Origin of the sequence: Paenibacillus wynnii (assembly GCF_030812855.1) — a bacterium.
Classification (GTDB): domain Bacteria; phylum Bacillota; class Bacilli; order Paenibacillales; family Paenibacillaceae; genus Paenibacillus_AQ; species Paenibacillus_AQ wynnii_A.
Genome location: NZ_JAUSTK010000004.1, coordinates 13,436 through 26,297, shown reverse-complemented (window position 1 = coordinate 26,297; position 12,862 = coordinate 13,436). Strand labels below are relative to the sequence as shown.

Annotated in this window: 13 protein-coding genes and 1 pseudogene; 11 read left to right on the top strand and 3 right to left on the bottom strand. The window is 44.7% G+C overall.

Features of this window, described 5'->3' with window-relative positions:
* Positions 1–183 precede the first annotated feature (183 nt).
* Positions 184–465, top strand: a pseudogene (locus J2T20_RS05430) (DUF255 domain-containing protein); the annotation flags it as partial.
* Between the two features lie 660 nt (positions 466–1,125).
* Here J2T20_RS05430 and J2T20_RS05425 read toward each other — a convergent pair.
* A complete protein-coding gene (locus J2T20_RS05425) occupies positions 1,126–2,046 on the bottom strand; it encodes an ArsR/SmtB family transcription factor (protein WP_307586355.1) in 921 nt (306 codons plus the stop codon).
* A gap of 177 nt (positions 2,047–2,223) precedes the next feature.
* On the opposite strand from J2T20_RS05425, the gene arfA reads away from it, so the two are divergent.
* The 5 genes from arfA (at position 2,224) to J2T20_RS05400 (ending at position 6,787) form a co-directional block, all read left to right on the top strand.
* On the top strand, positions 2,224–3,729 hold the full coding sequence (gene arfA / locus J2T20_RS05420; protein ID WP_307586353.1) for an arabinosylfuranosidase ArfA: 1,506 nt from the start codon (positions 2,224–2,226) through the stop codon (positions 3,727–3,729).
* Positions 3,730–3,773: 44 nt separating this feature from the next.
* Positions 3,774–5,267 carry an alpha-N-arabinofuranosidase gene (locus J2T20_RS05415; RefSeq protein WP_307586351.1) on the top strand — a complete coding sequence of 498 codons (1,494 nt, stop codon included), beginning with the start codon at positions 3,774–3,776 and terminating at the stop codon, positions 5,265–5,267.
* Between the two features lie 12 nt (positions 5,268–5,279).
* A complete protein-coding gene (locus J2T20_RS05410) occupies positions 5,280–5,564 on the top strand; it encodes a DUF6171 family protein (protein ID WP_307586349.1) in 285 nt (94 codons plus the stop codon).
* Between the two features lie 63 nt (positions 5,565–5,627).
* Positions 5,628–6,212 carry a hypothetical protein gene (locus tag J2T20_RS05405; protein WP_307586347.1) on the top strand — a complete coding sequence of 195 codons (585 nt, stop codon included), beginning with the start codon at positions 5,628–5,630 and terminating at the stop codon, positions 6,210–6,212.
* Between the two features lie 188 nt (positions 6,213–6,400).
* Positions 6,401–6,787, top strand: a complete 387-nt coding sequence (locus J2T20_RS05400) for a hypothetical protein (RefSeq protein ID WP_307586345.1) — start codon at positions 6,401–6,403, stop codon at positions 6,785–6,787.
* Positions 6,788–7,048: 261 nt separating this feature from the next.
* Here J2T20_RS05400 and J2T20_RS05395 read toward each other — a convergent pair whose 3' ends face one another.
* Together J2T20_RS05395 and J2T20_RS05390 are read right to left on the bottom strand one after the other, a co-directional pair.
* Positions 7,049–7,606 (bottom strand): beta-class carbonic anhydrase, encoded by a 558-nt coding sequence (locus tag J2T20_RS05395; protein ID WP_307586343.1) that lies wholly within the window; start codon positions 7,604–7,606, stop codon positions 7,049–7,051.
* Positions 7,607–7,628: 22 nt separating this feature from the next.
* On the bottom strand, positions 7,629–8,003 hold the full coding sequence (locus J2T20_RS05390; RefSeq protein ID WP_307586341.1) for an iron-sulfur cluster biosynthesis family protein: 375 nt from the start codon (positions 8,001–8,003) through the stop codon (positions 7,629–7,631).
* Positions 8,004–8,142: 139 nt separating this feature from the next.
* Between J2T20_RS05390 and J2T20_RS05385 the strand changes: the two genes are divergently transcribed.
* The 5 genes from J2T20_RS05385 (at position 8,143) to rpsP (ending at position 12,860) form a co-directional block, all read left to right on the top strand.
* The gene (locus J2T20_RS05385; RefSeq protein WP_307586339.1) at positions 8,143–9,660 is read left to right on the top strand and encodes a carboxypeptidase M32; all 1,518 of its coding nucleotides are present in this window, start codon (positions 8,143–8,145) and stop codon (positions 9,658–9,660) included.
* A gap of 90 nt (positions 9,661–9,750) precedes the next feature.
* A complete protein-coding gene (trhA, locus tag J2T20_RS05380; RefSeq protein ID WP_307586337.1) occupies positions 9,751–10,398 on the top strand; it encodes a PAQR family membrane homeostasis protein TrhA in 648 nt (215 codons plus the stop codon).
* 149 nt (positions 10,399–10,547) lie between these two features.
* Positions 10,548–10,904: a YlxM family DNA-binding protein gene (gene ylxM, locus J2T20_RS05375; protein ID WP_307586335.1), complete on the top strand. Its 357-nt coding sequence runs from the start codon at positions 10,548–10,550 to the stop codon at positions 10,902–10,904.
* 22 nt (positions 10,905–10,926) lie between these two features.
* The gene (gene ffh / locus J2T20_RS05370) at positions 10,927–12,312 is read left to right on the top strand and encodes a signal recognition particle protein (protein WP_307586333.1); all 1,386 of its coding nucleotides are present in this window, start codon (positions 10,927–10,929) and stop codon (positions 12,310–12,312) included.
* Between the two features lie 275 nt (positions 12,313–12,587).
* Complete coding sequence (gene rpsP, locus J2T20_RS05365; RefSeq protein ID WP_036688604.1) at positions 12,588–12,860, top strand: 30S ribosomal protein S16; 273 nt, start codon at positions 12,588–12,590, stop codon at positions 12,858–12,860.
* Positions 12,861–12,862: the final 2 nt, after the last annotated feature.

Below are 12,862 nucleotides of genomic sequence, written 5' to 3'. Positions count from 1 at the left end.
AATTATAAATTGAGCTCCCTCGATATAATTTGGAGCTAAATGACCAAATAAGCATGCTGTCTAAGTTTTGTTTAACCTCTGATGATACTGTCAACTCGTGAAAAGACACTAACCCCCTCGTTAGTGTCTTTTTGCCCTCTAATGGGTATTACTAACAATGGGAACAGAAGGAGGAGGTTCAGCATGCCAATCAAAGAAGGCCAACAGCCTAATCAACTAATAAATGAGAAGTCCCCATATTTATTACAGCATGCCTATAACCCTGTTGACTGGTACCCTTGGGGCGAGGAAGCTTTTGCAAAAGCGAAAGCAGAGAATAAGCCAATATTCCTATCCATCGGATATAGCTGTTTTCATTGGTGCCACGTCATGGAACGCCAGTGCTTCAAGGACGAAGAAGTAGCAGAACTTCTTAACAAACACTATGTTGCTATAAAAGTAGACCGCGAGGAGCGGCCAGATATTATAGTAAAGTTGTTGACGCACCTCACAGACAAGCCATCCGTCCATGGAGAAGCAACCGCTTATGCATGCAGGAACTTTGCCTGCCGAGAACCGATTACGAATATGGAAGCTGTACGGTAGCAGCTTGCTTTTACTAGGGGAAAAGAATAGCCGTTCATGATCTTTGGCTGAACTTAGATTGTATTATGAAAATAGTGAATGGCTGGGAACGACATGAGCCAAGGAGTAGCAAGACCAATGTTACTAATGGAAGAGTCGCAATGATGGGAAGATGGTGCGGGAGAGTGGAGTCGGAGTATAGGCAGAGGAAGACAGACAGAAAGTAAGTAAGACATATGAACTGAACGCAGAACTACAGAACGACATCGACAGTAGATATGGACTGTAAAGACCTTATTTTGCTGAAAATTGTCTTTTGACAAACTATGCGGACAGAGGTTCCACTATTTGATGGATTGGGCACGTAAAATGATGATTTTGAATCCTATAGCGTCCTCTGAGTCCGCTTGATTATGGAATATGGAGTAATTAGCTAAATTGGGTCTTCTGTGTCCGCATACGCCACCAAATCCACCAAATCCACCACACCCACCCATACTCATCAGAAAGAGAGGTGCAGCCCGAGCCGCACCTCTCTTTCATTTACAATAAATCAATAAATCAACCTCCCGCACTCCCCTTATAGTAGGTGCGAAACACGATATCCTGATTATAGTTACCGAACCCTGCGCCGTATAAGGTTAATCCGCCGACATGGGCGGCATCTTCTTTGACTTCCAAGCGAAGTGTCCACTGGTTACGCTCAATGGCCAGTTCTGGCAAACCAATGTCAGACATTTTTTGGCCATCCAGATACGTACCGTTGGCATTGATCTGAATCTGCTTCAGGAATCCGTATTGATTCACATCGTCCCTCCACCATGCAGGTGTATAGGTTCCCCGACCCTCTCCCGAATCGCCGGGACTCGTCCAGTAGCCAAGCTCTGTCCCATTCAGAATAAAGCTGATGTCGGAAGGCCAGTTCCGGTTGACACCCGGTGCCTCGGAGCCCAGTTCCAGAGAAATCTCAATCTCCTCGATTTTTTGCGAGGATAGGAGGTAGTTGGGCAGTTTGAATTCCACATACCCTTTCCCGAACCAAAGAATACCTGCGTTCACACGCTCCGGATCCAAGAAGAAACGGGGATCATCGAATTGACCGATTAATTTACTGGTGGTAGCCAGTCCGCAGGTTGGAGCGATCTCGAAATCGTTATAGTGACCGATAGGGATGGAGATTTCATGAAACAATCGCGGAGCATTTTTAATAAAAGGAAACAGGATCTCAATCGCTTCCACTGCGAGGGTATTCATCTTATGGGTACCGCCGTCCAGCCTGATCATTTCTGATCTGACGATTCCGGTTTCTTGAAGCTTGCGCACATGCATGGATACGATCGCACCGCTTAATTTCAGATGGGATGCTAAATCTTTGTTGTTCATAGGCTGCTCAGCGAGCAGTCTTATTATATTCAGCCTCACTTCACTGGCTAAGGCTTCAAATAAAGGGAGCCAGTTCGTGTCTGCGGAAGCTTTTATCAATGTCAGCCCTCCAGGATTCTCAAATCTATAGTTATTCTAAGACAGAATCAATGAATGTACAAATGCATTGCCAAAAAAATAGTTGCAGAAGTCAGGATATACTCCTATTATAGTATTTAAATTAACATTTACGCAACACGGTTAATTAGAACATTAATTCAAGGAGCGATTAAACCAATGGCTAACAAAGCAACCATGATCGTGGACAAGGATTTTGTTATCGGTGATATTGATGCAAGAATTTATGGTTCATTCATTGAACATTTAGGAAGAGCCGTATACGGAGGCATTTATGAACCTGGTCATCCGCAATCTGATGAGAACGGTTTCAGGGAAGATGTGCTGGAATTAATCAATGAGCTTAAGGTGCCGATTGTCCGTTACCCGGGTGGCAACTTTGTCTCCGGTTATAACTGGGAGGACAGTGTCGGTCCTAAGAGCGAACGTAAACATAGACTGGAACTTGCTTGGCGTACGATTGAGACGAATGAGTTCGGTTTCAATGAATTTGTAGATTGGGCGAAGAAAGCCAATACGGAAGTGATGATGGCCATTAACCTGGGAACCCGGGGCATTGATGCTGCCAGAAACATTTTAGAATACAGTAATCATCCTTCTGGAACCTACTGGAGTGACCTTCGCCGCGAGCATGGATATGAACAACCCCATGGGATTAAAACCTGGTGTCTAGGTAACGAAATGGATGGTCCTTGGCAAATCGGGCATAAAACAGCACATGAATACGGTCGCCTTGCCCTAGAGTCAGCTAAGGTTATGAAATGGGTTGATCCTACCATAGAGCTGGTAGCCTGCGGCAGTTCAAGTATCGAAATGCCAACCTTCCCGGAATGGGAAGCTACAGTGCTTGACCACACCTATGATCATGTAGAGTATCTGTCCATGCATCAATATTATGGTAACCGAAAAGATGATACGCCAACCTTTTTGGCACGGTCCCTTGAGATGGATGATTTTATCCGTACCCTTATTGCTACCTGTGATTATGTAAAAGCCAAAAAAAGAAGCAAGAAGAAAATGTTGTTATCGTTTGATGAATGGAACGTTTGGTATCACTCTAATGATGCGGATAGCAAAATGGATCCTTGGAGTATCGCTCCGCCACAGCTCGAAGATGTTTATAACCATGAGGATGCTTTACTTGTAGGCTGCATGCTGATTAGTCTTTTGAAGCACGCGGATCGCGTCAAAATGGCGTGTATCGCTCAGTTGGTCAATGTTATTGCACCGATCATGACCTCTAAGCTGGGAGGTACGTGGAGACAAACGATCTTTTATCCTTATATGCATACCTCCGTATATGGCCGTGGGAAAGCACTGGTTCCTTTAATTAACTCTCCAAAATACGATTCCAAAGAGATTACGGACGTGCCTTACCTGGAATCCGTTGCCGTTCACAATGAAGAGTTGGGCGAAGTGACGATCTTTGCCGTTAACCGTCATTTGGAATCCGAGTTGCTGTTCGAGATTGATCTTCGCAGCTTCGGAGCTTGCACGCTGATTGGACATACAGTAATGGAAAGCGATGATCTCAAAGCTGCAAATACAGAACAACAGCCTGATCGTGTTAAACCGCATAATAACGGCGGCGCAGTTGTTGACGGAGCTAAAGTGACAGCCTCACTTGCAAAAGCATCTTGGAATGTCATTCGTCTGAAGGTGTAGATTTTGTATGGATTTTACTAATCTCTGAAAGAAGGTACTTACACATGGCTAACCGTTTAACTGTCAATACAGATATTACAAAAGGGATCATTAACCGTAATATTTATGGGCATTTTTCCGAGCATTTAGGGCGTTGTATTTATGAAGGTCTGTGGGTGGGTGAAGATTCACCGATCCCCAATACGAACGGAATCCGTAATGACGTTGTAGCTGCACTCAAGGAAATGAAAATCCCTGTACTTAGATGGCCGGGTGGATGTTTCGCCGATGAATATCATTGGAAGGATGGAATCGGTCCTAAGGAAACCCGCAAGCGGATGATAAATACCCATTGGGGCGGTGTTGTAGAAAATAACCACTTCGGTACACATGAGTTTATGATGTTGTGTGCAATGCTGGAATGCGAACCGTACATTAACGGAAACGTAGGTAGTGGTACCGTACAGGAAATGTCGGAGTGGGTGGAATATCTCACGTTTGAAGGTGTATCCCCAATGGCTGAGCTGCGTAAAGAAAACGGGCGGGAAGAGCCTTGGAAAGTTAAATATTTTGGCGTTGGCAATGAGAACTGGGGTTGTGGAGGAAATATGCGTCCTGAATTTTATGCTGATTTGTACCGTCAGTTCCAGACCTATGTACGAAACTATGGTGACAACAAGATCCATAAAGTTGCTTGCGGCCCTAATATGGATGATTACAATTGGATGGAAACGGTAATGAAAAATGCTCACCAATTCATGGACTCCATTACGCTGCATTATTACACGATTCCAGGAGAATTCTGGACCGGAAAAGGGGCGGCTACAGGCTTCCCGGATGTGGAGTTCACTGGAACTCTGAAAAAGGCATTTTACATGGAAGAATTGATTACCAAGCATACAGCGATCATGGATCAATACGATCCGGAGAAACGGGTGGGCCTGCTGGTGGATGAGTGGGGAACCTGGTACGATGTTGAGCCGGGAACCAACCCGGGTTTCTTGTTTCAACAGAACACCATCCGGGATGCATTGATTGCCGGAATCTCGTTGAATATTTTCAATCAGCACTGTGACCGTGTACAGATGGCTAATATTGCTCAGCTCGTTAACGTGCTGCAATCGGTTATTCTGACCGAAGGCGAGAAAATGATCTTAACGCCTACTTATCATGTATTCAACATGTTCAAGGTGCATCAAGATGCGCAGTTACTGGACATTCATCTATCAAGCGTAGAACTGGGCAGCGGCAAGGAAGATTATCCACAGCTTTCCGTATCCGCATCCAAGAATGATGCAGGCCAAATCCATATCAGTATTTGTAATTTGGATCATCTGGCGGGTACAAATGTGGAGTTGGATTTACGAGGCCTTATGGGTAGTCAGGTGACAGTGAAGGGAACAACACTAACTTCCGATACTACTGACGGACATAACACCTTCGACAATCCTGACCGCGTGGCACCTTCTGAATTCACATCATTTTCTTTGGAGGGTACTTTGCTGACATTGGATCTTTCAGCAATGTCTGTTACGGTTCTCGAATTGACTGCGGAATAGAAGGTCAAAGGTATGAACAATGATCGGTCTTGCAAAGGATGTCGGGATGATTATCAAGTAACAGAAGTGCAAATCAACCGAGTTCTATCTTCACCTATGTTCAATAACGCGGAGCATTCCGTTCCGGACTCGATCTATGAGGAACGTTTACTTCATTGTAAGGAATGCCCGAAGCTGGTCGGCGGATATACATGCTCTCTCTGTGGATGTATCGTGCGAATTACCGCCAAGCTGAAAGAGAAATATTGTCCGCTTCCGGGTAATCCTTTGTGGCGTCCCTATACAGAGAGTGAGTAAATATATTCCAGGCTGCCCTGTCTATGATTGGGCAGCCTGTTTTGGTAAGAAAGGATGATGGCTATGATCAAAATAATCACGATCCTTATACAAACCTTATTCCGCCGTACGATTACCCGAACCATCTTTCTTTCCTACCTTTTTATAAACATTCTCCTTGTTTTTCTGCTGGGTTATTTCTCCATCCGAGATTCTACCGCCACCATTACAGACCAGGCTGCACAATTATTTAACTTTAATCTCGAAGAGGCTAAGCGGCCATTAGTACCTCTAGCTGGACATTACTCTGTTATAGCACTAATGAAACCCAAACCCGGTTGGACACCGGATGCCGACGAGCTTATTCAACATGAGCGCAACATTGCCGATTTAGCTTACGGGATCACTGCCTATCAAAGCTTAATAAGCGACGTTCTTATATTGGGGAGAAACGGTTACGTGAATAACGTTGCCGGCCGTAATTTACTGCGTTGGGACTACCCGTTTACGGAGCAGACTTGGTTCATGACAGCGGTAACCGAGAATGCTGACAAAGGTTTTAAGACAAACGGATTGTTCGAATTAAGCTCTTACCAGGACAATGAAGATATTTTCATGATAGATGATAAACGGACAATTATAGTGAATAAGCATAGCCGATGTTCATGACCTTGACCGTAATTGTCCTTATCCCTATCTTTATCTTCTTTGTGGTCATGCAGAAACAAATTGTTAAAGGAATTGTAGGAGGGGCCGTTAAAGGTTAGAAAAGATTACGACAAGGTGGATTGGTTTTCACCCCGGCATGGGCTTCTGCATAGAATGGAGCAAATCCATTTACGGAGGTCTCAATATATATGTCGACATTAAACACCGGACAACAGTCCGTTATCTATCAGGCGGATCCTGCTGTAATCCAACACCTGCAAGGTGTAAAGGAATCCTTGCATCAATCCTGCAAACCTTACATGAACCACAATGTGAAGGTGCAGACGCTAGACGGTCAAATGCATGAAGGGGTCATCAGCGGGCTTGATAATAAGCACTTATACTTGAGTGTGACCGTCACCGTCACGCAGGAAACGACTCGCGGGTACTATAACCCTTACTATAAACCGTATCCAGGTCATTATCCAGGGTATTACCCAGGTTATTATCCCGGCTATCCGTACCCTGGCTACGGTTATAATAATGTTATTTTACCACTTGCTCTGTTCGATCTGCTTGCCATTGCTTTGATTTAAAGTATTGCTAATCCATTAAGCAAAGCCTCCTCCACATGCAAGTGGCAAGGAGGCTTTTTCATGGAGCGATAAGGACAACAACTGCAAAATAAGCAGGAGTGCTTTGAAATTGAAAACAAACAATGCAGATACCATATACGATGCCATTGATGATGCGGCGTTCAGATATGTATAACCTGTTTTCTCGCTATGCAAAAAAAAGAGCGTGGAAAAGCTCCACGCAAACAGCAGTTCAGAGAGTTGTCAATAAGCGTTACGAGACTAGTACCCTTCAGAGACAAGGTCAAGCGCTCCGGTAGCCGGATCGATAATCATGCCGTGAACGGGTATGCCCGGTGGAAGTAATGGATGTTGTCTTATTAGCTCCACAGTTTGAATTACCCCATCCTCAACATTGTCAAACCCGCGCAGCCATTTCGTCAGTTTAATTCCTGAGTTTTCCAAGGTAGACAATACTTGTTCCGAAATCCCGCGTTCCTTGATGGAGTTAATCATCTTATCAGCGTTCAAGGAGGCCATGCCGCATTCATAATGACCCACGACGATAACTTCATCTGCATCCAGCTCATACAATGCAACCATGACACTGCGCATAACGCTCCCGAAAGGTTGGGAAATAACAGCACCGGCATTTTTAATGATTTTGACGTCACCATTCTTGAAGTTCATAGCCTTTGGCAGGAGTTCTACCAAGCGGGTATCCATGCATGTGATAATGAGAATTTTTTTATCCGGATAACGGCTAGTAAGGTAGGATTCATATTCTTTTTTCTCTACAAAGTCCTGATTAAATTCCATGATTTTTGACAATTGACTCATACAGTAATTTCCCCCTCCATATTTACCCGACAGTGCTCATCTTACATACAGGAGCTTGATTTAAGGATGTATTTTCATTAGTGCGCATATCTCTTACGAGAATATTATTACCATATATCTGTGAATCACTATCCAGCTTAAACGAAGAGAACCGTTCTTCTGCATCCAACCTCATTTTGTCCTCATAAAATATCTCTTGTTGGCGGCTGACTACAAAGCTGAGAGAACCAGCTTCAATACGGGTATCTTCGTTAGTTGCTTCGTTCATAATGAGCAGGACATTAATTCCGTCACATCCGCAGTCCACCGTATCATAAAAGAGTTTGAAGATACCGGGTTGATCCCCAAGTCTATCTCTTAGTTTCTTCTCAGCGAGCGGTGTCACTTGAATTATCATGGGTTATCATCACTCCTTTAAAGTTTTGTGAATACAAAGTATTTCAAATTAGAATTGAATACCTTGAAGTTGATTATACGTATTTAAAAAAGTATCATCAAGAGGAGATAAGTAAAACAGAGAAAGTGGGTGTCCCGAAATGGAACAACACGTAACGGAAGAGTGGGAGAAATTTAGCGCACTATTATCCAAAATCAGTGGATATAATGAAGCGATTGGTCTGCTGCATTGGGATTTGCGCACAGGTGCGCCGCGTAAGGGAGCCGAAATTCGTTCCAGAACTGTGGGGATGCTGAGCGGGGAATCCTTCAGGTTGGAAACCTCGGCGGAAATGGGACGTTTTACAGAGTTTTTCAGCCGCCCGGCTATTATGAATCAACTGACAGAAATCCAGAATAAAATCGTAAAGGATTGTCGTAAGGAGTACGAACGCAGCAAAAGCATCCCTCCTGAAAGATACGAGGAATACGCTGTGCTGGCCGCTCATACGGAGACGAAGTGGGAAGAGGCGAAAGAAAATAATGATTTTGCCTCCTTTGAGCCTTTCTTAAGCAAGATTGTTGAATTCAAGAAGGAGTTTATTGATTATTGGGGTGTAAAAGAAACACGCTACGATACGCTGCTGGATATGTACGAGCCTGATCTTACGGTGAAAAAGGTAGATGAAGTGTTCAGCCGTCTGCGCAGCCGCCTTGTTCCTTTAGTGGAAGCGATCGCGGAGTCACCTAATAAACCCGATACAGAGTTTTTAAATCGCATATTTGAGAAAGATCAGCAGGAGAAGTTCGGCCTCTTTATTCTAGAGCAAATGGGCTATGACTTCGATGCAGGGCGGCTGGATGAGAGTGTACATCCGTTCGCGACTGGACTCAATCCTGGAGATGTCCGCATCACTACGAATTATTTACTGGATAATGTGACAAGCGCGGTATTTAGCTCCCTTCACGAAGGCGGACATGCGCTGTATGAGCAAAATATCAACAAAGAGCTCGTTGGAACTCCTCTGGCTCAAGGAGCATCCATGGGAATCCACGAATCACAGTCCAGGCTGTGGGAAAATATGATTGGTCGCAGCCGTCCCTTCTGGCAACGGTATTTCAACGATCTGCAGCAGCATTTCCCTGAACAGCTTGTAAATGTTGAAGTTGAAGATTTCTACTGCGCTATTAACAACGTATCGAATTCTTTAATACGTATTGAAGCGGATGAGCTGACCTACAATTTACACATTATTATCCGATACGAGATTGAGAAACTTATTTTTAATGAGGGGCTTGCGGTAAAAGATCTGCCTGCAGTGTGGAATGCGAAGTATCAAGAATACTTGGGTATTACACCCCCTACAGATAGCTTAGGAGTACTTCAGGATGTGCATTGGTCAGGTGGGGATTTCGGATACTTTGCGTCTTATTCACTCGGCAATATGTATGCCGCACAAATGCTAAATACTCTCCGCAAGGAGCTTCCTGAGTTTGACGAGCTTATTGCAGCGGGGAACCTGCTTCCGATCAAAGAATGGCTCACAGACAAGATCTATCGGTATGGAAAAAGCCTGACTCCTTCGCAAATCATTGAACAAGTGACCGGAGAGCCGCTGAACCCGGATTATTTGGCTGATTATCTGGAAAAGAAATACACCGAGCTTTATAAGTTGTAATTAAAGTTTCCCGGGTGGTCTTTCGGTGCAGTGGAAGGGCACCCGAGGAACGTCTATAATAGTATAAAATGATTCACGGAAGGATTTGGCATGGCGAATACTCATACTTATACCCGCAAGGAAGAAGTGGCGAACGCGGTAACCCATGGTATCGGAGCCGTATTAAGCGTCGCTGCACTTGTAATTTTAATTGTTTTTGCCAGTTTGAAGGGGAATGTCTGGCATGTGGTCAGCTTTTCGGTTTACGGCACGACGATGATGCTTCTCTATTTTAATTCCACCTTGGTGCACAGCTTAAAGGAAGGTAAGGCAAAGGATTTTTTTGAATTTCTAGATCATTCTTCAATCTATTTATACATTGCTGGTACGTACACACCCTTTTTGCTTGTTGCACTTCGTGGAACATTGGGCTGGAGCTTGTTTGGCGTTATCTGGGGTATTGCCATCTTTGGGGTTCTATTCAAAGCCTATTTCGTTAAAAGATTTCTATTTATGTCTACTATTTTTTATATAGCCATGGGCTGGCTAATCGTTATCGCCTGGAATCCACTTTCTGCTGTAGTGTCACCCGGAGGCATGATGCTGCTGATGGCAGGCGGGATTCTTTACACGCTGGGTACGATTTTTTATGTATGGAGAGGCTTCCCTTACCATCATGCGATCTGGCATCTGTTTGTGCTTGGCGGAAGCACTATACACTTCTTGGCCGTATTCATTTACCTGCTGCCCATCCATTGATTTAGGCTTAATTTCTGATGGAAATCATGGAATTTAGACAAAGAAAAAGATGACAAGCAAAAAGGCTTGACATCTTTCTTTGTTTTCGGTATTATAAGGGACGTTGTAGAGCTGTAAAGTGTTTTGCCTTGACGAAGGGAGTGCCCTTAATGAGTCAGGATAACAAGCTAGAGAAAACAAACCGAATTAATTTGCTTTTCGCTTTCTACGAACGGCTGTTAACGGATAAGCAGCAGACGTTTCTTAAATATTATTTTCATGATGACTTCTCCTTGGGAGAAATTGCCGCTGAATTCGAAATTAGCCGTCAAGCTGTATATGAGCATATCAAACGGGCGGAGCAAGTGTTGGAGAACTACGAGGACAAGCTCGGATTACTCGGTAAACATGAGAGTCGTAGTCACTATATAGATGAACTGCGCAGACTGCCGGAAATCGGACTGCTGTCAGAAGAATATAATTTACGTTTCGCAGAAATTATGGACCGTTTACAGAGCTTGGATTAATGAAGAAGGGAGGCGGCAGAATATGGCGTTTGAAGGTTTAAGCGGAAGACTACAGAGTGTGTTCAGTAAACTGCGCGGCAAAGGAAAAGTTTCCGAGGATGATGTAAACGAAGCTATGCGCGAAGTTAGGCTGGCCTTGCTGGAAGCAGACGTTAACTTCAAGGTAGTGAAGGATTTCGTATCCAAGGTGAAGGAGAAATCCATCGGCAAGGAAGTGATGGATAGCTTTACTCCCGGCATGGTCATTATCGATATCGTTAATAAAGAATTAACGGAATTGATGGGTGGCAGCCAAGCAAAGCTGGCGAAGTCAAACAAGCCGCCGACTGTTATTATGATGGCGGGTCTGCAGGGTGCGGGTAAGACGACAACCTCTGCCAAGTTGGCGAAACTCTTACAGAAGGGTAATCATCGGCCATTGCTTGTGGCAGGAGACATTTATCGTCCTGCTGCGATCAAGCAGCTGGAGGTCCTGGGAGAGCAGATTAAGGTTCCGGTATTCTCACTGGGCGACAAGACTAGTCCGGTGGATATCGCCAAACAAGGTTTACAGTATGCGAAGGATAATAACTTAGATTATGTGATTATCGATACCGCAGGTCGACTGCATATAGATGAAGATCTCATGGATGAACTTAAGCAGATTCACGCTGTAGTGAACCCTGATGAAGTCTTGCTGGTTGTGGATGCCATGACCGGACAAGATGCTGTAAATGTTGCTGACAGCTTCAACAAACAACTTGCCCTTACGGGTGTAGTATTAACCAAGCTCGATGGTGACACTCGAGGCGGTGCTGCATTATCTGTCAAAGCTGTTACCGGCTGTCCGATCAAATTCGCTGCTCTTGGTGAGAAGATCGACGCCTTGGAGCCTTTCCATCCGGAACGTATGGCTTCGCGAATACTGGGTATGGGCGACATGCTGTCGCTGATCGAGAAAGCCCAGTTCAACATAGATGCTGACAAAGCCAAGGAAATGGAACGTAAGATGCGTAATGCGGAATTTACGTTCGATGATTTCTTGGAGCAGATGGATCAAGTGAAGAAGCTTGGACCTATCGATCAGATTCTGGAGATGCTGCCTGGCATGAACAAAGCTAAGGGCATGAAGGATTTGAAGGTTGACGACAAGCAGATGGGGCGCGTTGAGGCTATCGTACACTCAATGACAAAGGCCGAGAAACATCAGCCAGAGATCATTAACCATAATCGCCGTAAGCGTATTGCAACAGGCAGCGGGACTTCAGTTGCTGAGGTTAACCGACTCATCAAGCAGTTTGATGAGATGCGTAAGATGATGAAGCAGTTCTCCGGCATGATGGGCGGCGGAGGCGGCAAAGGCGCTAAGAACGCCATGAAGCAGCTCAAAGGCATGGGCGGCAAAGGTATGAAGTTCCCTTTCCGTTGATCTTTTGAACTTGATCTTAATCAGTTGATTGGTCTTCCCGATGGTCCATAGTACAACATAGGATTATCCTTATGTTTTCTAGATACCGCAAGCATAAAGCGTGTCCCGTCAGGGACGTAAGCGATCATAACACCCAAACGTCCTAGGTAGCGCCATACTGAACACCATCACCAATACGTTTTTGGTGCGGGTGTCCAGAGGGTGCAACCCTTGGGGCCCTCCCTTGGAAGGGAGGGTTTGGGCGGGATCGATATTCTTTTAAGGAGGTGAATTTCGTGGCAGTACGTATTCGTTTGAAACGCATGGGTGCACATAAAGCGCCATTTTATCGTGTAGTGGTTTCTGATTCCCGGTCCCCTCGTGACGGTCGTTTTATCGAGGAAATTGGTTATTATAATCCGATTGAACAACCGGCAGTAGTTAAGATCGATGAAGAGAAAGCTCTTAAATGGCTTCAAACAGGTGCACAAGCATCTGATACCGTTCGCAACTTGCTTTCCAAAGCAGGCGTGATGAAGAAGTTCCATGAGCTTAAACAACAGAAATAATG